Below are 23,341 nucleotides of genomic sequence, written 5' to 3'. Positions count from 1 at the left end.
CTCAAGCTACGGACACGTTGGGTTGTGGGATCGCGCCTGCCTCGAGGATCCGGCTCTTCAGCACGAGCTCGGCCTCGGCGTCGCGGCGTCTGTGCAGGCCGCGGGCGACCTTCGGCGTCGCCGCGGTGTGGAACGCCTTCATCATGCGAAGGCTGTCGGCGATGCCCTGGATGTTCTTGGCTGTGACGGCCGCGCGGATGGCGCTATACGCCTTCTCCTTGAGCGGCTTGTTCCTCGTCCCCGTGCCGCAGTTGTAGACGAGCGAGGTGAGCGCGCCCCAGACGTGCGGGCCGAGCGCGTCGACGCCGGGGAAGGCGCGCCGCGCGTCCTCGATGAACGACGGCAGGCGGCGGAGGCGGAAGACGGCAATGGCGTCGTCCCAGGGAATCGAGATATCCCGCGTGGCCCTCACCGCGTCGCGCGAGCCGCCCTTGCCGACGTAGGCGAGGAGGCGTTCATACGCGTCGCGCACGGGGAGCGCGGCGAGGCGCATCTTCCAGTCGCCTTCGAACCAGCTCTTCGCGAAGCGAAGATCGTAGCCGATTCCGATCGTGAGCCCGGAATCCTCGTTGCCGGGCCAGTGCGGGCGCGTATAGATGGCGTCGTACTGGGGCCTCGCGGCGTCGCGATCGCCCCCGCCCACTTCCCAGGCGATGATCAGGTCGATCGCCTCCTGGCTGATCTCCATGGGCGCAGCCTACACGAGTAGCCACGAATGCAAAAGCGACGACGCGAGAGAATGGTCGAGGCGGGGAGGGGGCGTTGAGCGGGACGAGCTTCGACGCGCCGTGGATGTGGGGCGACCTGCGCTTCACGCGCGCGGTCGTGCGGGCCCTCGAGGACGACGCGTGCGCGCGGTACCTGAAGGACGAGGAGGCTTGTGGATACCTCGTCGGACCGGCGAATGACGCGCTGCTCTGCGACGAGCTCGTGCCGCTCCCGAACCTGGCGGCGCGGCTGCACCAGCTCGACCCGGCCACGTTCTTCCGGACGGCGCGCACCTTTTTTGCATTCGACGAGAAGAAGTTCAATGACGCCGTGCATCGCGGGCGCGCGTCCGGGCGCCCCGTGAAGGTGATTTACCACTCGCACCTCGACGTGGGTGCGTACTTCAGCGCGACCGACGCCGCGGTCATGTCGGGCGGCGATCCGCCGGCAGAGGAAGGGGGATCGGGGCGGCTCGGCGCGGGGCCGCCGTGGCCGGTCTCGTTCCTCGTGACGAGCGTGCGCGCGGGCGTGAGCGGGCCCGTGGTCGACGAGCACAAGTTATTCGTCTGGAAAGACCGATCGTTCGTGGAAGCGCCGTTCGTGATCTTGGGCTGAGGTCCCCACGCGCGCGCCCTGGTTTCTTGGCGCTCCGCTCGTTCGAGCGCTTCCGAGCGCGGCTCACGCGGCCTCCTTCGCACCTCTGCGAAGCATTTTGCGCACGTTGCAGCTCTGGAATTGCTTCCCGCGTGGTGTTAGGAAGGCAAATCCATGCAGCTCCGAGAAGCCATTCGCGCCGCGCGTCAGTGGGGGCCTTTCACGGCTCGCACCGTAGGGTATGGGACGATCTCGCTCACGCTCGGCCCGCTCACGAAGGATCACAGCGCGAGCACCTGGGCAATGAAGCGCTGGTGCAAGTCGAGCGCGCGGGGGCTGCACATCGACGTCGAGGCCACGGGGCTCGAGAACGTGCCCACCGAGGGCGCATACGTCTATTGCTCGAATCACCAGAGCCTGCTCGACATCCTCGTCCTCGGCGCGGTCCTCCCGGGGGATTACAAGTGGGCTGCCAAGCGCGAGCTCATGAACATTCCTTTCCTCGGCTGGCACCTCAAGCTCGCGGGGCACGTCCCGGTCGAGCGTGGGGGCGGGCCGCGGGTCGCGGCCGAGGTCATCAAGCGGTTCACGGAGGTCCTCGGGCACGGAAAACCCCTGCTCGTCTTCCCCGAGGGCACGCGCAGCGAGGACGGCGTTCTCAAGGAGTTCAAAATGGGCGGCTTCTACGCCGCCGTGCGCGCCGGCGTCCCCGTCGTCCCCGTCGCGCTGGAGGGCGCGGGCAACCTCATGCAGAAGGGCGCCATCGACACGGGCGACGGCTCCATGCGCCTCGTGCGCGTGCGCGTGGGCAAGCCCATCCATCCCCTCGACACGGGCAAGGAGGCGGCGCGCGTCGTCGACCTGCGCGACCGCACGCATGCGGCCGTCGCCGAGATGCTCATCTCCCTCGGCGGCCGCGTCGCCGAGGCTCCGTCCAAGCAGGATGGGAGCTCGACCGCAGCCTCGTCGGCCGAATCCTGACGTTCGCTCCCTCTTGACCCCGACGTGGGGCCCGATACCCTCTGAGGATTCCTCGTTACTTTCCAGGGTGGAGGGACTCATGGCTTTCGAGCTTTCTCGCTTCAGTGTTCGGCCATTGGTGGTGGCAGCGGTCCTCGGGCTCCTCGTAGGCTGCGGGGGGCAGAGCGAGGGCGGGGGCATCGTACCGAGCAGCTCGGGCGAGCAACCTGATTTCCCCATCCCGGATCCTCCGGACGTGCCGCCGGTCGATTATCCGGACGTCCCCACCTGCGACCCGGACATCACCGTCGCCGCGGACAGCCGCGCGCTCATGGTGCGGGATCCGGCCGTGCTCGCGCGCTTCAGCCTCGACCGCGTCCTCCAGCAGATCATCACGCTCGCGGGGGAAGACACCACGCCCGACGAGCTCGTGAGGCGCCTCTTCGACGCGCAGAACCCCGCGGCCGAGGGGGTTTTTGCGGACAACCCGCATTGCGACGATCCGGACAACGCCGCGTTCAAGAACGGCGCGGCCCTCTTCTGTCCGCGGGCCGAGGGCGCGCTCGCGTCGAGCACGGGCCTCTTCGAGGCGGGCCACCCCGACTCCTTCGTGCCCGTGGCGATCGTCAACCGCTTCGACCTCACGCCCACGAGCGGATCGACCTGCGGCGAGCACCGCATCGTGTATGCGAAGACCTCGGGCCGCACGGATCCGTCGAATCGCGTTTTCTTGATCTTCGAGGCGGCGCTGCCGAATTCGTTGAACTTCGACGTCATCTCGGGCTGCCGCCCCGTGGCCGAGGCCTGGGGGAGCCTCGCGAACGAGACGGACGTCGAGGTCGTGGCGGACAAACTCGAAGAGCTCTTCTTCACGGGTCTGCAGGGCTTCTTGCCCGTCGTCCACCCTGACAATTACGGCGCCGTCTCCTCCGAGGAGGACCCTTACAGCGCCTCGCACGGCCAGGTGCGCGTGAGCCAGCAGATGCAGGTGCCCTGGGAGATGCGCGAGTATCACCTGAAGCGCACGCCGCCGGGGTCGATGGAGTTCAAGCTCACGTTCCAGCCGGTCACGGTCAAGAACAACCCGCTGCCGGAGCTGTTTGACAGCACGAACGACTCGGAGACCGCGGTGAGCTTCCGGAGCGAGTTCGTCAATATCAGCCTCTGGGATCTCGGGCAGAAGGAGCTCCCCAAGGTCCGCATGCGGACCGGCAAGCAATTCAACATGGGCGAGAGCGTCGTCTCCGGGGACGCGTCCGTCGATTATGCGTCGCGCGCGATCGGCGTCGCGGGCTCCGATTTCGCGTCCGAGATCCAGATGGGGCTCGACCTCTACGGGGTGGGCCTTGATTGCCCCCCGACCGATCCGCTCACGCCCGAGGCCGTCCTGCACCGCGCGACGTCGCTCACCTGCGCCGGTTGCCACGCGCCGCAGCGTTTCCTCGGTCCGGACCGGTCGCTCGGCTGCGGGCTCACGTTCCCGTCCACGCTCGGCGAGGTGCACATCGACGAGAACGGCACGCTCTCGGAGGCGCTCACGGACGTGTTTTTGCCGCGTCGCGCGGAGGTCCTCTCGACGTACCTTCAAGCGTGCGACGTCGGGGCCATCATGAACAGCCTCGAACCCAGCGACGGCGCCATTCCGAAGTGACGCTCTGCTTCACATCGAGCCGCACGGCCCGACGTTCCCCGCCCCGAAATAATACGTCGTGATCCCCTCGCCGCACGGGCACTTCACGGCGCCCATCTCCGCGACGAGGCAAGCGACCACCTCGTCGTTCGGCTCCTCCATCCCGATGGCCTCGACGCACCCGCCGTGGCCCATCTTCACCTCCAGCCAGCCGTTCGTCTTGCAGCCCGAGGCCTCCTGGCATGCCTTCGCCGTCGCGAGGACCCAGTCCTCGAGCCCGCACAAAAAATCGTTCGAGCCGACGCATTCGCCCGTGGGCCGGTCGGCGCAGGCCGGATGGGCGTCCGTGCCGAGGCCGCTGTCGAGCTCGGGGATGCCGCCGGCGTCGAACTCGGGGGGACGGTCGAGGATCGAGCCGTCGGGTTCGTCGCGGATGTCGGCGTGCCGGGTGCAGGCGAGCGGCGCGGCGAGGGCGCCGAGGGCAGCGGCGACGAGCACGAGGGGGACGAGCTTTTTCGGTTTCACGGCACGCGCTCCTGCTCTTTTTTCGTGAGCGTGCGGAACCAGACGACCTGGTGCGGCGATTGCGTGACCACGGTGTCCGGTTCGATGCGGATGAGATCGCGGATCGGGAGCTCGGGGTCCTTGGCGAGCTCGCGCGCCTCCTCGTACGTCTCGGGGCGGGCGTCGTGGATCGTCATGAACAGGAGCCGCCCCTCCTCGAATTGCAGGCGATCGAGGATGCGGACGAGCGTGAGCTCGCCCGGCTCGTAATACCCCTCCACGGCCACGAAGGCGCCGGGGGTATCGATGCGGGCCTCGGGCGGGGTCAATGCGTCCGACGCGCAGCCGGCCACGAGGGCGGCGCTCGCCCACGCGAGACAGAGGTTCCGGAGCAACGCTTGCAACAATCTGCGCCTCCCTTCAGAAGCCGAGGGTCACCCCCGCGCTCGGCGCGAACACGAACGCGCCGAACGGGAACACGGAATGGGCCGCGATCTCCACGAAGGCCGCGCGGCGGCTCTCCCACGCGAATGCGAGGCCGGTCCCGGCGCCGACGAAGCCGTCGCCCGCGCGTTTCCAGACCGTGACCTCCTGCTCCAGGTCGTTGCCGCCCTGGTACGGCGGGGCGAGCGGGTTTTCCCGGACGACCGTGCGTCCCTTCACGTCGACCATCGCATACCCGCCGGTGAGGAACGTATACGGCCGGAGCCCGGAGCGGGCGAAGAGGTCGTCGCCGAACCAATGCGTCGCGCGGACGGCGAGGGAGAACGGCACGAACGCCGTGCCCTCGCGCGGCGTCGGTCCCTCGCCGAGGAAGGCCCAGCCGAGCCGGATGCCGAGCGTCGTATCGTAATGGATCAACCGCTCGTATCCGAGGACGATCCGCGTCGGCCCGAGGCCCCCGGTGAGCGGCGTGTTCGTCTGCACCGGCGTGCCCGTGTATTGCGCGTCGTCCGCGCGGAAACAGGCGTACCCCTCGTTTTCCTGTGAATGGAGGCTGCACACGCCCGCGGTGGCGAAGGCGCCCACGTCTTGCTGCACGCCGACGGAGAACCAGTTCTTGCGCCGGTCGATCCGCTCGCAGAACCCACGCCAGCCACACGTCGCGCCGCCCTCGCAATCGGCGTCCGACTGGCAGGCGATCTCCACGACGCGTTCGCTCGGGCAGCCGAGCAGGCCGGCGGGACAATCGGCCGGATCGGGGCATTTCGCGCCGCTGCCCTGGCCGGGCTCGAGCATGGTGTCGTGCTTGATGGTCACGAGGTACGGCCGCGCGCGGGACGCGCCCGTCGCGATCACGCGGCCCTCGGCGTCGTGGACGCGGATGTAGTAGCGGAGATCCCCGGTGACGGTGCTGATCTCCAGGCACGGGATCGCGCCCTCGTATTTCGCGCCGGTTCGACGCATTTCGAGCGCGGTCCAATCCGGATCCCCCCAGAGCCGATAATGCACGAGCACGCGGCGGGCGCGAAGCGCGATGTCGATGGGGAGCTCGATCGAAATGGGAACGGCGCGCAGGATGCCTTGTTCGGCCGTTCGCTCCAGCGTCGGGTTGTGCAGCACCTCGGGGCCCATCGAGGCCCGATCCTCGGCCGGCTCCTCGGCCCGGCCCGAGCCCGAATGCGAGACCGAGGCGAGCGCGAGCGCGCCCATCGCGAAAAGCCAGTTCGCGCGGCTCATTTCGCGCCTCCCGACGCGGGCTTGGCCTCGTCCTTCGCGGCCGACTTCTTTTCGAGGATCCGGAACTCGACGCGCCGGTTCTTGCTGCGGCCCTCTTCCGTGGCGTTGTCCGCGATCGGCTTGTCCGAACCGTACCCCTTCGGCGCGAGCCGCGCGCGGCTCACCCCGCGCCGGACGAGCCATTCCACCACGCTCTCGGCGCGGTCTTGGCCGAGCTTGCGGTTCACGTCGGGCGGGCCCGTGTCGTCGGTGTGGCCTTGCACCTCGATCCGCGTGACCTCCGGGTGATCCGTGAGCACCCGCGCGACCTCGCCGAGCACGCGGTCGCTCTCGGGGCGCAGGACGGCCGTGCCCGTCTCGAATTGCACCTGCTGCGAGATCACGATCTCCTGCTCGGCGAGGGACGCGACCGGCGGAGGCTCGGGCTCCTTCGGCTTGGGACAACCATTGCCCTCGGGTGGCTTCGGGCCCGGCTCCGTGGGGCAGGCGTCTTTCTTGTCGGGCACGCCGTCCTCGTCGGTGTCCTTGGGGCAGCCGTGCGTCTTGCGCACGAAGGTGGCCTCGCCCGCGGCACGCGGGCAAGCGTCGTTCTCATCGGGAATGGCGTCGCCGTCGTAATCGGGCGGAGGCTCGGGGCAGCCGTGGAGCAGCGGGTCGCCCGATTCCACGCCGACGAGATCGATACAAGCGTCGATCTTGTCCGGAATGCCGTCGTTATCACGATCCGGCGGGGGTTTGGCTTTCTCCGGCGCGTAGCCGAGGAGCGCGAGCACCCGGACGTCCGCGCTTCCCGCGCCACGTCCGAGGCCCGGGCCCATGGCGAGGCCGATTTCGAGGGGTCCGCCGGTGATGCGGTACTGCCCCGTGACGAGCGCATGCGCGACCGTGGCGCGGGGATCGAAGAGGCGCGCGCCGCCGAGGAAAGGCAGATCGGCCGAGAGCTCGCCGCCGAGGGTGAGGGTGCGGGCGCCGTCGACGAAAAAGCCGCCCGCGAGGCCAAAGGTGAGGGAGGTGGCGACACGCGTCGGCAAGACCCCCGGGAGCGCGACGGCCGGACGGGTGCGCAGGCCGCCGGAGAATGCGCCGTGGAGGCGTTTGCCCGTGGCCTCCGCGACGAGGGCGAGGCGCCCGCGGACGGCGCCGTCGCCGGCGTATCCATCGCTGGCCGTGGGGAGCCAAAGGGACGCGGAGAGGCCGAGGGCAGCGCCCTGTCCGGCTTCGTCGAGGCCCCCCGCGAGGCGGACGCGCGCGCCGATTCGTATGTCCCCAAATGATGCGCCGACGCCGGCGCGAGGGAAGGCGTCGCCCGAGGGCGGGGGGCTTCCCGCCTGGGTGATGGAGAAGGGGACGTCGAGGGAGATGGTGGCCCGATAGAAGAGCGAGAGGGACGCGAGGGCGTGGAAGTAGGTCTGATCGGAGATGACGGGGTCGAGCGCGTCGTGGTCGTTGCGGAGGACGAGTGGGCGGCGCGCGTAATCGAGGACGAGGCGAGCCGAGGGGAGAAGGTGGCCGCGGACGTCGGCGTGTTCGGTGAGGAAGGCGCGATCGCCGGCGGGCGCGGGTTCGAGGGAGAGGGAAGGGGTCTCGTCGGCGGCGGCGAGGCGCGGAGAGGTGACGAACGCGAGGGCCGGAAAGAGGAACAGCAGGAAGCGCGGGCCTGGCGTCACGGGGCGGACGGTAGGCGGGCGGCTGGGAGGTGGTCAAGGGGCAGCTTTGTGACGTGTAGGGTCGGAGCCCCTGCTTGCGTTCTCGCGTGCATGCGAGTCACCACCCTCCTGGCAGGATCCCTCCTCATCACATCCGCGCTCCTCGGCGCCTGCAGTTCCTCCGGGACCGGCAGCCCCCCCGCGACCGGCGCCGAGAGCACGAATACCTGCGCGGAGCGCTCGAATCGAGCCATTCAATCGGTTCAGGCCGTCGTCGAAGCCAACCGCGCCTGCACGACCGACACGGACTGTACGCTCGTGGGCGTCGCCGGCGCCTGCTTCGACGCGTGCTCGGCGGCGGTGAGCGTCACCGGGGTCGATGCCGTCAAGGCGGCCATCGCGGAGGCCGAAAGCCGCGAGTGTCCAGCCTTTGCGGCGGCAGAGTGCAAACATATCGTGCCCCCCTGTGTCCCGCCGTCGCCTCCTGTATGCCACGCGGGGAAGTGCCAGTAGCCGAAGTTTTGACGCTCCTCCCGCCGCGGGGAATCCGCCCCACATTCGGGCCTCGTTTTCGCCCGATCGGGCAAACCAGGCCAACGCGCTTTCCCCGTGATGTCCGCCGCGACCGAAGAGAATCGCGAGAGCGCTTCCTTCTTGACAGGCAGACTTCGATTGGTTGGTCTATCCGAGGACAGGATCCCTTTACCGTCGGTGCCCGTTCGTCGACTTTGGGGGCGGACCGGGTGGGCACGAGCAACCACGGCCACGATCGCAGGGGTTCGGTCAAGGATACCATGCGTTCGAGTCTTCCCAACTACGTCCTGTCGGATACCCTTCACGAGACCGACACCACCATCATCCATCGAGGGCACCGAATTGCGGATCACGCCCCGGTCACGGTGAAGCTCCTCAAGCACGAGCACCCGACACCGCGGGACATCGCCAAGCTCAGGCACGAGTACGCCGTCATGAAGAGCCTGCGTATCCCGGGCATCCTCACGGCCTACGCCCTGGAGCGGCTCAGCAACGGCCTCGCGCTCGTCATGGAAGATCGCGGCGGCCAGCCGCTCGATAAAATCCTCGGGGAGCAGCGGCTCGACGTCGGCACCGTGCTCCACATCGCCTCCGCGCTCGCGAAGATCCTGGATTCGCTGCACCGCGCCCGCGTGATCCACAAGGATGTCAAACCCTCCAACATCCTCTACGATCCCCGAACGCACGAGGTCACGCTGATCGATTTCGGCATCGCGACGCGTATCTCGCAGGAGGTCCAGCTCCCCACGGCCCCGGAGCTCATCGAGGGGACGCACGCGTACATGTCGCCCGAGCAGACCGGGCGCATGAACCGGCACATCGACCACCGCACGGACTTCTATTCGCTCGGCGTGACCCTCTACGAGATGCTCACCGGCGTCCGGCCCTTCCGCTCGACCGACGCAATGGAGCTCCTGCACAGCCACATCGCGCGGATGCCCGTGCCCCCGCACGAGCTCGCGCCGGAGATCCCGAGGGCCGTCTCCGACATCACCATGAAGCTCCTGGCCAAAGCCGCCGAGGACCGCTACCAGCAGGCCTACGGGCTGCGGGCGGATCTCGACGAGTGCCTGCGGCAATGGGAGGCGAACGGGTGGATCGGGCCCATGGCGCTCGGTCGGCTCGACCTCGGCGGCGAGCTCCGCGTGCCCCAGAAGCTCTACGGCAGGGAAGACGACGAGCGGGCCCTCCTCGCCGCCTGGGGCCGCGCGAGCGAGGGCAGGGCCGAGTGTCTGCTCGTCGCGGGTTATGCGGGCGTGGGCAAATCGGTCCTCGTCAATGAGATGCACAAGGCCATCGCGCGCCGCTCCGGAGGGTATTTCGTCGCGGGCAAGTTCGACAAGCTGAACCGGAGCGTGCCTTACGCCCCCTTCGTCCACGCCTTCCGGGAGCTCATCCGGCGCATCTTGACCGAGCCCGCGGAGGCGCTCGCGCGCTGGCAGGGCAAGCTTCGAAGGGCCCTCGGGCAGAGCGGCCAGCTCATTGCCGACCTCATCCCCGAGCTCTCGCTCCTGCTCGGGCCGCAGCCGAGCCTCTCGGAGCTCGCGCCCGCCGAGGCGCAGAACCGGTTCGCCCTCGTTTTCGAGAGCTTCGTGCGCGTGTTCACCTCCGAAGAGCACCCGCTCGCCATCTTCCTCGACGATCTGCAATGGGCCGATTCCGCGTCGCTGCGGCTGCTCCACATTCTCCTCGCAGGTCCGCAGAGCCGCTACCTGCTCGTGATCGGCGCCTATCGCGACAACGAGGTCGAGCCCGGGCACCCGCTGCTTTCGGCCCTGGACGAGCTTCGCAAGGAGGGCGCTCCCATCCGGTCGATCACGCTCGCGCCGCTCTCGCCTCGGGCCGTGGGGGACATGATCGGCGATACGCTCGGGTGCGGCGCCGAGGCCTGCGCGCCCCTCGCGGAGGTCGTCTTCGCGAAGACCCACGGAAACCCGTTTTTCATCAATCAGCTCCTGCGCGACCTCCACAAGCAAGAGCTCATCGCGTTCGACGCGCGCGCGCGCTCCTGGGTATGGGATCTCGAGCGTATCCAGCAGGCGAACATCACGGACAACGTCGTCGATTTCATGATGCACAAGCTGCGCGGGCTCGCGCCCTCCACGCAGCGCGCCTTGAAGCTCGCCGCGTGCATCGGGCACCAGTTCGCCCTGCGTACGCTCGCGACGTTGAGCGAGCAATCGATGGCCGAGACGGCCGCGACCCTCTGGGAGGCGCTGCAGGAGGGCCTCGTCCTGCCGCTCGACTCTGATTATCGGTTTCTCGACGTCGCCCCGAGCGGTTCCGCCGAGCTGCCGGCGACCGAGTCCTTCGACGTCTCCTACAAATTCCTCCACGATCGCGTGCAGCACGCCGCTTACGGGCTCCTCGAAGACGGCCGCGAGCGGGAGACACATCTCCGCATCGGCCGGCTCATGCTCGCGGGCCGCGCCCCGAGCGCGCTCGGCGAGGAGCTGTTCGATATCACGAATCACCTCGACATCGGCGCCGCGCTGATCACCGATCCCGCCGAACGAGCCATGCTCGCCCGATTGAACCTCGCGGCCGGGAGGAGGGCCAAGGCGGCGGCCGCCCACCAGGCCGCCGCCGGTTACCTCGGGGCAGGTCTCGCGCTCCTTTCCGTGTCGAGCTGGGACGAGGACCGCGATCTCGCATTCTGGCTCCACGTGGAGCAAGCCGAATGCGAGGCCATCAATGGTCGCATGGGCGCCTCCGACGCGCTCTTCGAAGCGCTCCTCGCCCGCTCCCTCACGAAGCTCGAGCTCGCGCACGTCCATTGCCTGCGCATGAACCTCTGCACCACGGCCGGCCGGCTGCCCGAGGCCATCCAGGCCGGGCTTCGCGGCCTCGCGCTCTTCGGGGTCGAGATCCCCGAGAGCGAGGAGGCGCGAAAGGCGCTGCTCGCCCGAGAGATGGAGGCGGTGGCCGCGAATCTGGGCGAGCGCCGCATCGAGGATCTCGTGAACGCCCCGGAGATGACCGATCCGGAGCGCAGGGCGGTCCAGAAGCTTTTGATCTTCCTCACCTCACCGGCCTACTACGAGGGGCCGACGTTCATCGCGCTCGTCGCGCTGAAGCAGGTCGACATCTCGCTGCGATACGGTCATTCGGACGGCTCGGCGTACGGCTACGTCCTTTTTGGCTTCATCCTCTCCGGGGGGATGGATCGATACGAGGAGGGATATCGTTACGGCCGGCTCGCGCTCGCCTTGCAGGAGAGGTTCGGAAGCGCCGAGCTCACGGCCAAGGTGAACATGGTGTTCGGCGTGTTCCTGCATTTCTGCCGGCCCGTCCGGGAGGCCCTCGCGTATTACAGGCGCGCCTACGAGTCCGACCTCGTGTCGGGCGATTTCGTGTACACGTCGCACGCCTGCTTCTACACGATGATCGTCCGATTGAGCCTCGGCGAGGAGCTCTCCGCGGTGCGCGAGGAGCTCGACCGGTTCCTCGCGCTCACGCAGCGGACCAAGGAAGCGATGGCCATCGGCTTCCTGACGATCGCGAAGCACACGCTCGCGGCCCTCACGGGGCGCACGGCGAGCCGCACCTCCCTCGCCGGCGAGTCGTTCGACGAGGCTGCTTTCGTCGCCTCGCAGGAGGCGGCCGGGGCGCACTTCATCACGTGCTGGTATTACACGGTGAAGGCCCAGCTCTTTTATCTCCACGGCGATCCCCGGTCCGCGCTCGAAATGGCCAAACGCGCGGAGGAGAGGCTCGGCAGCAGCGCGGGCCAGTATTTCGCGACCGAGCTCTCGTTCTACCTCTGCATGGCGAGCCATGCGCTCTCCGCGGGCGCCTCGCCCGAGGAGCGGGCGCGGTACGCGGCGGCGGCCGAGCCCCATCGGGAGAAGCTCGCGCGGCTCGCGGAGAGCTGTCCCGAGAACTTCCGGCAAAAGCTCCTGCTCGTGCAGGCCGAAGAAGCCCGCGCCGCGGGGAGGGAAGCCGAGGCGATCGATCTCTACGACGCGGCGATCGTCGCCGCCCGCGAGAATGGTTTTACCTCCCTGGAGGCCCTCGCGAACGAGCTTTGCGCGCGGCTCTACCTTTCGAAGGGCAAGACCCGGGTCGCGCACATCTACATGTCCGACGCGCATTACGCCTATCTGCGCTGGGGGGCCACGGCGAAGGCGGACGATCTCGCCGATCGATATTCGCACCTGCTGCCCCCGGCCGCGGCCCTGCCCCCGACGAACGTCGCGACCCGAGTCGCCGCGGACCTTCGTTCGCTCACGACGACGACGACGACGACGAGGGCCCTCGCCGCCGAGCTTTTCGAGGCCGCCGCCGTCGTCCGGTCTGCCCAGGCCATCGCGGCGGAGCTCGTGCTCGACAAGGTCGTCGAGCAGGTCTTGAAGCTCGTCATCGAGATTGGCGGCGCGCAGAGGGCCGTCCTGCTCCTCGGGCGCGACACGAACCTCCGGATCGCGGCCTCGATCACGGTCGAGCCGGACCGGGTGGAGCTCGGCCTTTCGACGCCGCTCGAGGAGAGCGCCGGCCTGCCCCGGACCATCGTGCAATACGTCGCCCGGACGAGAGAGCCCCTCGTCCTCGGCGATGCGGGCACGGAGAGCCGGTTCTCGGCGGATCCCTACATCGCGAAGACCCCCCCGAAATCGGTCCTTTGCCTTTCGATGGTGCAAAAGGGCGAGCTCGCGGGGATCCTTTACATGGAAAACAACGCCGTGAAGGACGCATTCACGCCGCGCCAGATCGAGCATTGCACGCTCCTCGCGTCGCAGGCGGCGATCGCCGTGGCGAACGCGCTCCTCTATCAGCAACTCCAGGTGATGACCGGCGAGCTCAAGCGCTCGAACGAGGCGCTGGAGAGCGAGGTCGCGCGGCGCACCGCGGAGCTCTACGACGCGAACGAGCGCCTCTCGCGTGAGCTCTCCGAGCGTGCGCGGGGCGAAGAGGAGCGCGCCCGATTGCAGGAGGAGGTCATCCGCGCGCAGAGCGCCCGCCTCGTGGAGCTGTCCACGCCCATGATCCCGATCACGGACCGGATCATGGTCATGCCGCTGATTGGAGCGATCGACGAGCAGCGGGCCGAGCAGGTGCTGACGACGGCGCTCGAAGGCGCGCAGACGCATCGGGCCGAGGTCGTGATCATCGACATCACGGGCGTGAAGGTGATGGACACGGCCGTCGCCAGCACGCTGCTCCGCACGGCCGCGGCGCTCAAATTGCTGGGCGCCGAGGCAATGCTGACGGGGCTCAGCCGCGAAGTGGCGCAGACGCTCATCTGCCTGGGCCTCGACCTCGGGGGCATCGTCACGATGGGCACGCTCCGCAGCGGTATCGCGCGCGCGCTCAAGCGAAGCGGGTCAGCGGCGCTCACCCGGGGATGACGACGACCGCTTTTGCTACGGGCTCCGGTTGCCTCGAATCACTCGGCGGCTCGTGCCACGGCTCCGGGCGTGAGCGCGATCAGCCGGGCGGAAGCAAAGCGAGCAAGGCTTTCGCGCCGACCTTCTTGTCGACGACGAGCACGCTCCGGACCATCTTCGTGCTGCCGAGGAGCGCTTTGCCCAGCGCTTCACCCGGAATGTCGAGGCGGCACGCGAGGAGGCGCTGCGGGTAACGGGAGAGGAGCGCGTCGCAATCTCGATAGAATCGCTCGCTGCCGTCGTTCGCCAGGAAGAGGATCCGCGACACGCGGGCGTTCTGCGGGCTTTCGGGGGTCTTCTCGTTCAGCGCGTCGAGGCCCTTCTGCTCGCTGGCCAGCTTCTCGCCGATGAGCTCGAGGCCCTGGTAGGCGTGCCCAGCGGCGAGCGCGCCGCGGAGCTCCGCGGCCAGCGTGTCGGTCATCGGGAGCGTCGCGACCTGGTGACGACCACGCTCCCATAACGGACGCGCGTGCGCCTCGAGGAGGCGCACGACCGCGTCGTGACGAGGATCGGCGACGACGTCTTTCGGCAACTTGAGGGTGGACATTGCGGGGAGGTCTAGCAGAACCCCGGTTCCCGGTGTCGCCGACGAGCACCGGCCGAACGCGCACCCTACGGCAGGTGGCCTCCCGAGCGCATGGTCGTATGGGCCGAGAGTGTCGGCCCGCACGTCGGAGACAGTGCACGAGCCTCGAGCATGCGCCTGGGAGTGAAAGGGCTGCGCCCGGGTGGTTGCTCTTCGAGCGGGCTCACCGACGGACGGACGACAGCGCGCGAATTGTCAAGGTGCGCTCAACAGGCCGTCAAGGGTACGCCATCTGGTTCGTGCTCCGCGGCACGCGTACGTTCCTGCATGAGCATTCCAGCGGCGACGCGCCGTTTCGACAACGAGAGGAAGAACTGATGCGCGCAACCATCATGTACGGCGCCGGCGATGTCCGCGTCGAGAACGTACCCGACCCGTCGATCCTCGAGCCGACCGACGCGATCCTCCGCGTTGTCCGCGCCTGCATTTGTGGCAGCGACCTGTGGCCATACAACGACATGCAGAAAAGCGAGACGGGACAGAGCATGGGCCACGAAGCCATTGGCGTCGTCGACGCCGTCGGCAAGGACGTCCGTACGCTGAAGCCCGGCCAGGTCGTCATCATGCCGTTCGCGATCTCGGATGGGACGTGCGCGTTTTGCCAGGAAGGGCTCCCGACCGCATGCGTGCACGTCGGCTTCGTCGGCAACGGCGGGATGAACGGAGCGCAGGCCGAGGCGCTCCGGATTCCGTACGCGGACGGGACGCTCTACGCCATCGACGTCACCGAGAATGATGCGCGAATGCCAGGACTCCTCACGCTCTCCGATGTCATGGGCACGGGCCATCATGCGGCGGTCGTCGCGCGCGTCGCGCCGGGGCACAAGGTCGTCGTCGTCGGTGACGGCGCCGTGGGCCTCTGCGGCGTCATCGCCGCCAAGCGACTCGGCGCCGAGCAGATCATTCTCATGGGCCGGCATCCGGATCGAATCGAGCTCGCCCGAATGTTCGGCGCGACGGACATCGTCCCCGAGCGGGGCGAGGAGGGTATCGCGCGCGTGCGCGAGCTGACCGGCGGTCACGGCGCCCACTCCGTCCTCGAATGCGTCGGCACCGGCGAGGCGACGAATACTTGCGTCGAGGTCGCGCGTCCTGGCGGCGCAATCGGGCGCGTGGGCGTCCCGCATTACCCTGCGATCCCGGGCGCGGGGGCGACGTTTTTCAAGAACGTGACCGTCGGCGGCGGTCCGGCGCCCGTGCGCGCGTACATCCGCGAGCTCCTGCCCGAGGTTCTCGAGGGAAAGATCGAGCCGGGGCGCGTCTTCGATCGCACCGTCAACCTCGACGGGGTGCCGGACGGTTACCGCGCGATGGACGAGCGCAAGTCGATCAAGGTGCTCGTCACTCCCTGAGCGAGGAAAAATCGATGCTCAAAGACGAGCGGCAAGAACCAGGCGGTGCCGAGCTTGGAGCGACCCGGCGCGGCGCGGCTCTTCGGCCATGCAGAGCTGGACCACCTCGCTGTCCTGACCGTATCCTTCAGTCAATCCAGTCGCTCCGAAAGCGCAGCTGACCACGCCCCGCTGATCGGTCGACCAGAGTCACGTAGGGCGATCAGTGCGCCCCTTCCACGAGGCGCCCGAGTATTTGGTAGATGAGTTCCAGGTGTGCGCGCTGCTGTGGCGTCGGCGTGCCTGCAAAACGCGCGCCCAGGGCGCTCTTGCTCACCGTGGTCGCGTCGACCAGGACCCCTATCTTTCCCCGGCCAAACTGCGATTCGCTGTAAATCGTCCTGCCTTGCTCGTCCTGGAATACCGGAGTGCCTCCTACCAGGTCGAGCACCGGCCGCGAAAATGCCAGCGGCGGATGATCGGATTCCGTGGAGGTCGACATGCGTGTCGCTCCGGCTTTCCGTACGCTCGATGGTGCCAGATCAATGCGGATCCCCATGCCAAATGCTTGTAGAAGCGTTTCGGTCGCGACGCCACCTTGCGCGAGCCCGTCCACGATCAGTAGGCTGCCGCCTTGACCGATGAAACGCCGGAGGGCGTCGAGCTGCTCTGACTCGGGCATCGATTGCGGGGCGATGATCACCACGAGATCCCTCTGCTGCAAGCCGGCGGCGAGGGTGTCGGAGACGACCGGCATAGAGCCCATCCGCTGCGCAGCAACAACCAGACTGTCCATCGCCATCGGGTCTTGCGACGACTCGTCGCTCAGCGAGTTCGGGAGGACGAGCCGGGAGATCGCACGGTCGAAATGGACCTGATGGACGGGAGTCCTGAGCTCGGGCAGTTCGAACCCTCGAACGGACAGAGCGGCGATGAAGCAACCGAGTCCGGCGCCCGCGAGCGCGGAGCCCACGGTTGCAAAGGCCGCCGCGCGGCGCTGGAATTTCGCCAGCCCGACGAGCGAAAGCGCCAGCACCACCATGGCGAGCAACGGAACATGCCGCCATGCCGTCGGCCTGCGGTCGAGGTACTCGACGGTGGCCAGCACCAGCTCCCGGCGCCCCGGGAAGAAAATGGAGAAATTCGAGAGCGGCGTGCTGTCGCTGAATGCGGCCACGCGCCCACGGCCGTGATCGAGCACTGCGTGCTGCACGAAGAAGCCGAAGTCGTCGCCCATGCCCAGGTGGATGTCCCCGAAGAACCCGGGGTGCGAGTACTCCGCCTTCTCGGCGCCGAGGCCATTGCCGATGATCGGTGCGCGGGCGCCGAGGGGCACGGCGAGGGTGCAGGATGTCTCGAAACCGAACTCCGGCACCCGGGCGGCGATCGGATGGGGCAGCAAGCGCGGCCTGCGCCAGTGCGACAGACCCTCGTTCGCCAACGCGAACGTGTCATCGTCGCGGAATGCCAGACCGAACCGGCCGGCCACCACGTTCAGGGCATCTGTCATCCCGAAGAGATTCGTATGGTCGCCGATGAGGAAGAGCCCCCCGCCTCCACGGACGAAGCGCTCGACGGCATCGACCTCCTCCGGGGAGAAGGGGCGCGTCGGGGTCTTCAGGATGAGCACGTCGGTGTTCGCGAGCGTGGTGTCCGTGATCGGCCCGTCATCATGACGGCTCACATCATAATACCAAGCGAGCATTCGATAAAATGAGCTATAAGCGTAGGAAATGCGCTGGCCATAATGGTCGGTGTCGAACGGCGTGTCCGTGGGCTCCCAGTCGCCGTGGCTGTCGTCGAAGAGCACGCGGCCGGTCTTGCGCTCGCCAGGATCGGAGAAGCCCAGCGCGAGGGCCCAGGCAAGACCTGCGCTGGCGGCCACGGCGAGGCGCCGCCAGGAGCGCCGCGCCGCGACCGGCACGACGGTGAGCCGGCGCGGTAGGAGAACCGCGGCCGGCAAAAGGGTCGCGAGGCAGAACCACACGCTCGTTTCCAATCCGTTCTCGGGAAGGTCGGCCCGCAGCAAGAGGAGCAGCAGGAGCCGCGCGAGCGCATAACCCGCGAAGGCAGCGAAGCACCGGCCGAGGGCCCGGCCTGGTCGCTCGAGCGGCAGGAGGAGGGCCAGCCCGCAAATACCGGCGAGCGCGAGCAGGAGCGGAAAGGCTGCGAGGCGGCTGAGGCTCGGGAGAAACTCGACCACCTCGCCGCCGCTCCGGAAGATCACGCGGCCGTCGTCGCTCGACGCGGCAGCCGCGCCAAACAGGCGCGCCGCGCCGGCGATCGCCGCTGCCACCCCGGGGAGTTCCTGCCAGCGCGCGAGCAGCGCCATGGCAGCAGGCGCTGCGGCGGCCTGCGCGAGCACGGCGCCGAGCGCGCCAGCGATCCGGTGCTGCCGTCCTGACGGCAGAGCGAGGCCCACGACGAGAAGACCCGCCGGCAGCAGGACGCCGGCAACCCACGAAGGGCCGCCCAGCATCTCATACAAGCTCTGCCATCCGAACGCAGAGAGCAATAGCCCGACCAATAGAAGGCGAGCGCGGATCATCGGTGCCTACCTCCGGCCCTTCTCCAGGAGCCGCTCGAGAAACTTCACATTGCCGAGCTGGAACGCGAATTCGCCCTCCAGGTTCTTGTCCCCGAAGAAGCGCCCATCGCCGATCGCCAGGCAACGCCCATGGAAAACCCTGGTCTCGGCGCTGACGACTGCGCCGGCATATCGGGCGTGCACCGCATGGAACGGTCTGCCTTTCGATTCGATGGCCCAGGCATCGACGAACTGCACGACGCGCTGGGTCGACGAGGCGGGGTCGTCCCCCGTCGTCCCCTCGTCCTTGGCCGGGCCGAGCGGGGAATCGCTGATGCGCATGCCACAGATCTCCAAGAGATCGTTGGCCGCAGATGCGCCGCGGCCGCCAGATGCCACGACCAGGGTGCCACCGCGCTCGAGGAGGCTTCGCAGCCGCGCCTTGGTCGCGGGCGCTACGGCTTCGACCGGCGCGATGAACATCGCCAGGGCGGCGTCATCGAGCGCCGCTTCGGGCATCCTCCCCGACATCACGGGCAGGTAACCAGCGCGCATGAGTGCCGTCGGGATGCCGCCCATGGATCCCTCCTCGAAATAATCGAGCGGCCACCGCCCGACGTGCGTGGTGTCGACGAGGGCGAGCCGACCCGGATCGAGCGGCGCCGGCGCTGGGCGGGCGTGGAGCGCGTGACATGCGTCGGCCGCGACGAGCAGCACGGCCGCAGCCGCCGTGACGCCCAGCGCTGGCCGTCCGATGACGAGGAGTGCGATGGCTGCCGCCAGGATCAGCCATAAAAGAGGCTTCGACCACCACGCCGCGCCCTGAGGCGTGACCACGTAGCGGAATGTCCGCTCCACGAAGGCGTAGGCGTGGGGCAGCGACAGCGATTGGAACGACGACGTGTCGCCGAAGACGACGACCCGACCCTTGCCATGGTCTGCATCCGCCGCGAGCACCATGTCGCCCAGCCGCTCCCCGAGCTCATAGCGGTAATCGCCCAGAAGCCCGCCCTGCCCGCCGTTGGCCCGATTTCCCAGATCGCCGAACCCATACCGGCCGACGAGGATGGGCCGCGTCCGGAGCCCGCGCAGCGTGAGCGAGGCGCCGGTACCGATCTGCGCGTCGAGCGCGTCGACGAGGCCGGCGGTGATGGCGTGCGGGAAGAACTCCTGCGTGTGCCTCCAGTGCCTTCGCAGCGAGAATGCCGAGTCGAATTCGAAGCGGATGCCGATGGGCTCGAGGAGCCGATTGACGGGCTCCTGGAGGCCGAACAGATCGGTGTGGTCCCCGAGGACGAGCAGGCCGCCACCCTTGTCCACATAGCGCCAGATCGCGTCGTGCTCGGCGTCCGTGTACACGCGTTGCGGGTTGATGACGACCAGCGCGTCGACGCCCTCGAGCCGCTCGGGATCGATGTGGCCCCGCAGCACACGCGTCGTGTAGCCAGCCGCCTCCAGGTAATTGCGGAAAGCGCCAAACATCCCTGCCTGGGCGAGCCCATAACGACCGATGGCTGGACTCGATAGGTCGACCGCAGGTCGGTCCGAATCCGGAGGTTCTGGGTCGTGGATCGCGATGACGGCGCCCCGTGGCGGGGCAGGCAGCAAGGGCGCTGTCAGCGCGTAGCCGGCCCCGAAGAGCGCGAGCCCGCCGAGCACCAGCGGCAGGAGGCGCCGGGGCGCCGGGGACGCCGGGGCGTGAGACAGATGGCCGAGGGCGTATTGCGCCGGCACGAGCAGGGCGAGGAGGAGCAGCAGCGGCGCCAAGGCGCTCACCTGACCGGGATGGAAGGCGAGCGGCCGGTGGATCACCGGAGGGAGAATCATGGCCTGGATGGCAAGCTGACCGAGCCGTTCGATGGGCCCGAGGAGCGCCATGTACGCGATGGGCGCGACGGCGCACGCCAGCAGCAGCACCGCCGCTCGCCCGCGGGCGCGGCGTGCGTCGACCGCGCCGCGCGGCGAGAGCGGCAGGGCCAGGAAAGCGAAGAGCAAGGCAACCCAGACGCCGGAAAACGTGGGGCCGAGCCGCAGGGGCTGTCCGCTCAGGTGGCCCGCGAGGCGCGACATCGCGTCGGCGGCCGCGTCCCAGGCGCAAAAGGCGCCGGGTACGTGGTGGAGGAAAACCTGGAGCAGGCTGACCAGGGCCGCGGAGCGGGCCACCCGGGCCATCACCTCGCCCGCGCGTGGGGCCGTGCGGGTCAGGAGCGCCGCGGCGCAGAGGGCGGTCACGACGCCCAGCACCTGAAGGCGCTCGCCATTGTCGCTGGCCGCGGAGGCGAGCAGCAGCAAGCCCGGAGCCGCCCAGAGGAGCCAGCGCAATCGCGTCGGCGCGAGGCTCCGGGCGTACGCCCAGGCCATGGCGGGCAAAAGGCAGAGCAGCGCGAGGTAGCGACCCGCGCTCGGCGTCAGAGGCCCCGTCCATCCGGCGGCCACGAGGAGGGCCGAGAAGCCGAAACCGATAGGAATCCAGCTCCGGAGCGGGGAGTTGTTGGGCTCGAGCCCCGCTCGTGCATGCAGCGGGGCTCGAGGCGAATGGTGACCTTCGTGGGGGCTCATGGTCAGGTAGGGGATTGGGTTGTCACGCTGAACGCGTGGCCGAACTCGTCCCAGATCTCGACGCGGTACCCCGTGGATCCGCTGGAGGTCGAATCCACCACGCGGGTGAGGCGATCCGCGCGGGCCTCGCCCTCCTCGATGAGCACCGAGGTCCCCTCCGGGTCGGCAGGCATGCGGTAGACGCGGTAACGCCCCAGCGATGAACCGGAGGCGATCCACGAGATCGCCGCGCCTTCTCGCGAAGCCTCGACGTTCAGGCCGACGATGCGTCCGAAGACTTCATTCGTGGATCCTTCGCCGCACGCCCGCGGGGACGCGGCCGCGCAACTGGGGCACGCGCTGCCGACGCACACCGAGCCGGCGCACGCGCTGCCGGCGCAGGTCGAGGAGGCGCACCCGCTGCCGACGCACACCGAGCCGGCGCACCCGCTGCCGGCGCAGGTCGAGCCGGCGCACGCGCTGCCGGCGCAGACCGAGCCGGCGCACCCGCTTGCCGGGCACCCCGAGCCGCCGCACGCGCTGAGCGCGCAGCCGCTCGCTGCGCATCCGCTGATCGCGCCGCTCGGGAAGAAGAAGGCATGCTCCTCCTTCTCCTGTGGCGGAGCGGAAGGAGGTGTGGAAACGCCGTCCATCTCCTTCAGCTTTTTATCGAGCTGTTGCGCGAAGAGCGGCGATGTGCTGGTCGTGCCGCGGGCCAGGTTTTGGGGAGGCCTCCCGAGCCCAGTGCATCCGACCACGATCGGAATCGCCGCCAAACCCAGACCGATGAGCCGTAGGAATCTCATTGTTCACTTCCTTTCTACGAGACACGAGGACGCTTCTTTACGGGAAGCAAAGGATCATTCCGGTTTGCCTTTGGATATTCCCTTTTTGGCCTTCTCGAGGAGCGTCCGCCGTGCCCTCTCGGCCAGGCTCGCGGTGACATCACGCGCGCCGGCGGGCAGCTCGAGCGTGAACATGCCTTCGTCGATGGGGACGCCCCAATGGAGCTCGGAGTCGAGCAGCACGCTCATCCGAGCAGGTGGCGCGCCGGGTGTCAGGTCCTCCTCGATATCCATCTCGATGCGCCGCACCTCGAGCGTCCGCGCGTCGACCCAGAGGGCGCTCCGCGTGATCCTCACGTCGTAGCTCGGGAACATGGGCGCCCCGGTCCGGAGGACGAACCACGCCGTACCGTCTTTCCGCAACGGCTCCGCAGTGAGTTGCGCTTCGAAAAACTCCGGCGATATCTCCACGGTGCGGAGGGGGTCGATGTACGTATTCGGAAGATTTGGGGGCAGCGCGTAGTGCCGCACCACCACTCCGTCGATCTTCACCTTCGCGGGCCCCCCGCCCTCATCGGGCTCCGGCAGGATGCTGAGCCATTTGGTCTCCCTGCCGTCGTGGATCCAGATCTGCCGGAACCCCAGCTCGATCAGATCCGCGCGCGCGGGCGGCGTCGCCCCGAGCACCTCGGTCTCGACCGTATCCACGCGCGCCTTGCGGTCCTTGATGTATACCTTCTGGCGACTCTTGACGACCTTGTCCGGCTTCCCGTCCTTCAAAAGGGTGGTGACGATCTGGAACTCACCCACACGCGGGACGTGCCGGCGGGCGTCATAATAGGCGTTGACCGCCGCCATCAACCATTTTGCGTCGATACCGGGTTGCGGCGCCGCCGGTGCGGGCTGCTCTGGGATGGCAGATTGGATCGGGGCAGCATTCGCGGCAGGCCGAGTGTCCGCCCCCTCGGCCGATGAGCGCCGATGGCACGCGCTCAAGAGAGGAGCCCCCCAAAAACCGAGGACCACGAACATCCTGATTCTGCTCTTCACCACGTTCGCCTCTCCTATTTGATCCGCGTTTCGACAAAACTCGATCCAATGGCAGCGCGGGCCGCTCTTGCGCACAAAGGAGTTGCGCTGATCGGGAACGTGGTGTTGGGTCTCTGCGCCGCAAGCGACGGAAGCCGTACAGCGATGCGTGAGGCGCGGCGAACGCGCGCCGGCGCAGGACGCCCATTTGTTGCGCTTCGAGATGCCGAGAGACGGATCACCTGCTTGCGTCGGCCAGCTCGAGCGCAATAATGACGGCAGGCCAACAAATCGTCTTGGGCGGGTGGGGCAAAATGACGAAAAAAACCTTCATCGAAGTTGTTCGATCCGGACTCTGTTTCGCGCTCGTCGTGGGAGGAGCGGCGTGCGGGTCGAAGGAGCCGTCGGGAGACGGGGACACCGAGCCTGCGTCATCCGCACTATCGATGGCGGACGGCTCGTGGGCAGGGACTTGGGTCGTTCCTCCGGACCCGAGCACGAACCCCAGGGAGGTCCCGATAACGATCCAGGAGGCGGAGAACAACAAGATCAGCGGAACCCTCGACCTCGGCAGCGGTGTCACCGTATCCTTCGAGGGTTCCGTGGACGCGGACGGAAAGACGGCTCGAGGTAGCTGGACGGCCCTTGGAAGCCCGGTGGCGGACAATCCCAATGCGTGCCTGCGGGGAGACGTGTTGTTCACCCTTGGGGATGACAACACGCTATCGACCCATTGGTGGTGTACGAGCATGAACCTGGCCGGAACGCCCAATGGAACTGCCACGGCGACCCGACGATGACGCCGAGCGGAATCTGCTGGTTCCCCAGCTTCACTTCGTCGCCGCTGGACGTGCCGCGCACCCTTTCGGCAAGCCCGTAATCGTTCAGGACCCGCCGGACGT

Annotated in this window: 17 protein-coding genes; 7 read left to right on the top strand and 10 right to left on the bottom strand. The window is 68.2% G+C overall.

Annotated features, from left to right (window positions below; genetic code table 11):
* Position 1: 1 nt before the first annotated feature.
* Positions 2-688 (bottom strand): hypothetical protein, encoded by a 687-nt coding sequence (locus QHF84_RS05245; RefSeq protein WP_281312058.1) that lies wholly within the window; start codon positions 686-688, stop codon positions 2-4.
* 74 nt (positions 689-762) lie between these two features.
* On the opposite strand from QHF84_RS05245, the gene QHF84_RS05240 reads away from it, so the two are divergent.
* From QHF84_RS05240 to QHF84_RS05230, 3 genes are all read left to right on the top strand, one after another.
* Entirely contained in the window at positions 763-1,323 is a 561-nt protein-coding gene (locus QHF84_RS05240) for a Mov34/MPN/PAD-1 family protein (RefSeq protein ID WP_281312057.1), read from the top strand.
* Between the two features lie 153 nt (positions 1,324-1,476).
* A complete protein-coding gene (locus QHF84_RS05235; protein WP_281312056.1) occupies positions 1,477-2,283 on the top strand; it encodes a lysophospholipid acyltransferase family protein in 807 nt (268 codons plus the stop codon).
* 79 nt (positions 2,284-2,362) lie between these two features.
* The gene (locus QHF84_RS05230) at positions 2,363-3,913 is read left to right on the top strand and encodes a hypothetical protein (protein WP_281312055.1); all 1,551 of its coding nucleotides are present in this window, start codon (positions 2,363-2,365) and stop codon (positions 3,911-3,913) included.
* 9 nt (positions 3,914-3,922) lie between these two features.
* Here QHF84_RS05230 and QHF84_RS05225 read toward each other — a convergent pair whose 3' ends face one another.
* Genes QHF84_RS05225 through QHF84_RS05210 form a run of 4 tightly spaced genes read right to left on the bottom strand, consistent with a single transcriptional unit; the run spans position 3,923 to position 7,743 of the window.
* Positions 3,923-4,417, bottom strand: a complete 495-nt coding sequence (locus tag QHF84_RS05225; RefSeq protein ID WP_281312054.1) for a hypothetical protein — start codon at positions 4,415-4,417, stop codon at positions 3,923-3,925.
* Positions 4,414-4,803: a hypothetical protein gene (locus QHF84_RS05220; RefSeq protein ID WP_281312053.1), complete on the bottom strand. Its 390-nt coding sequence runs from the start codon at positions 4,801-4,803 to the stop codon at positions 4,414-4,416. Before QHF84_RS05220 ends, QHF84_RS05225 begins: the two co-directional genes overlap by 4 nt.
* 13 nt (positions 4,804-4,816) lie before the next feature.
* A complete protein-coding gene (locus QHF84_RS05215; RefSeq protein ID WP_281312052.1) occupies positions 4,817-6,076 on the bottom strand; it encodes a hypothetical protein in 1,260 nt (419 codons plus the stop codon).
* Positions 6,073-7,743, bottom strand: a complete 1,671-nt coding sequence (locus QHF84_RS05210; RefSeq protein WP_281312051.1) for an OmpA family protein — start codon at positions 7,741-7,743, stop codon at positions 6,073-6,075. Before QHF84_RS05210 ends, QHF84_RS05215 begins: the two co-directional genes overlap by 4 nt.
* A 90-nt stretch (positions 7,744-7,833) precedes the next feature.
* Between QHF84_RS05210 and QHF84_RS05205 the strand changes: the two genes are divergently transcribed.
* Entirely contained in the window at positions 7,834-8,235 is a 402-nt protein-coding gene (locus QHF84_RS05205) for a hypothetical protein (RefSeq protein WP_281312050.1), read from the top strand.
* Positions 8,236-8,516: 281 nt separating this feature from the next.
* A complete protein-coding gene (locus QHF84_RS05200) occupies positions 8,517-13,604 on the top strand; it encodes an AAA family ATPase (protein WP_281312049.1) in 5,088 nt (1,695 codons plus the stop codon).
* A gap of 79 nt (positions 13,605-13,683) precedes the next feature.
* Here QHF84_RS05200 and QHF84_RS05195 read toward each other — a convergent pair whose 3' ends face one another.
* Positions 13,684-14,190 carry a hypothetical protein gene (locus tag QHF84_RS05195; RefSeq protein WP_281312048.1) on the bottom strand — a complete coding sequence of 169 codons (507 nt, stop codon included), beginning with the start codon at positions 14,188-14,190 and terminating at the stop codon, positions 13,684-13,686.
* A gap of 356 nt (positions 14,191-14,546) precedes the next feature.
* On the opposite strand from QHF84_RS05195, the gene QHF84_RS05190 reads away from it, so the two are divergent.
* Complete coding sequence (locus tag QHF84_RS05190; protein ID WP_281312047.1) at positions 14,547-15,581, top strand: zinc-dependent alcohol dehydrogenase family protein; 1,035 nt, start codon at positions 14,547-14,549, stop codon at positions 15,579-15,581.
* A 202-nt stretch (positions 15,582-15,783) separates the two neighbouring features.
* Here the strand turns inward: QHF84_RS05190 and QHF84_RS05185 are convergent, their stop codons facing one another.
* The 4 genes from QHF84_RS05185 to QHF84_RS05170 form a co-directional block, all read right to left on the bottom strand.
* On the bottom strand, positions 15,784-18,108 hold the full coding sequence (locus QHF84_RS05185) for a DUF4350 domain-containing protein (protein ID WP_281312046.1): 2,325 nt from the start codon (positions 18,106-18,108) through the stop codon (positions 15,784-15,786).
* Between the two features lie 6 nt (positions 18,109-18,114).
* On the bottom strand, positions 18,115-20,523 hold the full coding sequence (locus tag QHF84_RS05180; RefSeq protein ID WP_281312045.1) for a DUF4350 domain-containing protein: 2,409 nt from the start codon (positions 20,521-20,523) through the stop codon (positions 18,115-18,117).
* Positions 20,524-20,648: 125 nt separating this feature from the next.
* Entirely contained in the window at positions 20,649-21,431 is a 783-nt protein-coding gene (locus QHF84_RS05175; RefSeq protein WP_281312044.1) for a hypothetical protein, read from the bottom strand.
* A 54-nt stretch (positions 21,432-21,485) separates the two neighbouring features.
* Positions 21,486-22,268, bottom strand: coding sequence for a hypothetical protein (locus tag QHF84_RS05170; RefSeq protein ID WP_281312043.1), 783 nt, complete (start codon positions 22,266-22,268; stop codon positions 21,486-21,488).
* 485 nt (positions 22,269-22,753) lie between these two features.
* Between QHF84_RS05170 and QHF84_RS05165 the strand changes: the two genes are divergently transcribed.
* Complete coding sequence (locus QHF84_RS05165) at positions 22,754-23,239, top strand: hypothetical protein (RefSeq protein WP_281312042.1); 486 nt, start codon at positions 22,754-22,756, stop codon at positions 23,237-23,239.
* Positions 23,240-23,341: the final 102 nt, after the last annotated feature.

Origin of the sequence: Polyangium sp. y55x31, from assembly GCF_029946505.1 — a bacterium.
Lineage (GTDB): Bacteria > Myxococcota_A > Polyangia > Polyangiales > Polyangiaceae > Polyangium.
Note: the sequence above shows the minus strand (reverse complement) of the source record. Positions and strands in the feature narration are given on the sequence as shown.

Coding starts and splice junctions, on each gene's coding strand:
- QHF84_RS05195 (WP_281312048.1), bottom strand. CDS start 14,190: ATGTCCACCCTCAAGTTGCCGAAAGACGTCGTCGCCGATCCTCGTCAC.
- QHF84_RS05185 (WP_281312046.1), bottom strand. CDS start 18,108: ATGATCCGCGCTCGCCTTCTATTGGTCGGGCTATTGCTCTCTGCGTTC.
- QHF84_RS05215 (WP_281312052.1), bottom strand. CDS start 6,076: ATGAGCCGCGCGAACTGGCTTTTCGCGATGGGCGCGCTCGCGCTCGCC.
- QHF84_RS05165 (WP_281312042.1), top strand. CDS start 22,754: ATGACGAAAAAAACCTTCATCGAAGTTGTTCGATCCGGACTCTGTTTC.
- QHF84_RS05200 (WP_281312049.1), top strand. CDS start 8,517: ATGCGTTCGAGTCTTCCCAACTACGTCCTGTCGGATACCCTTCACGAG.
- QHF84_RS05175 (WP_281312044.1), bottom strand. CDS start 21,431: ATGAGATTCCTACGGCTCATCGGTCTGGGTTTGGCGGCGATTCCGATC.
- QHF84_RS05235 (WP_281312056.1), top strand. CDS start 1,477: ATGCAGCTCCGAGAAGCCATTCGCGCCGCGCGTCAGTGGGGGCCTTTC.
- QHF84_RS05190 (WP_281312047.1), top strand. CDS start 14,547: ATGCGCGCAACCATCATGTACGGCGCCGGCGATGTCCGCGTCGAGAAC.
- QHF84_RS05245 (WP_281312058.1), bottom strand. CDS start 688: ATGGAGATCAGCCAGGAGGCGATCGACCTGATCATCGCCTGGGAAGTG.
- QHF84_RS05230 (WP_281312055.1), top strand. CDS start 2,363: ATGGCTTTCGAGCTTTCTCGCTTCAGTGTTCGGCCATTGGTGGTGGCA.
- QHF84_RS05205 (WP_281312050.1), top strand. CDS start 7,834: ATGCGAGTCACCACCCTCCTGGCAGGATCCCTCCTCATCACATCCGCG.
- QHF84_RS05170 (WP_281312043.1), bottom strand. CDS start 22,268: ATGGCGGCGGTCAACGCCTATTATGACGCCCGCCGGCACGTCCCGCGT.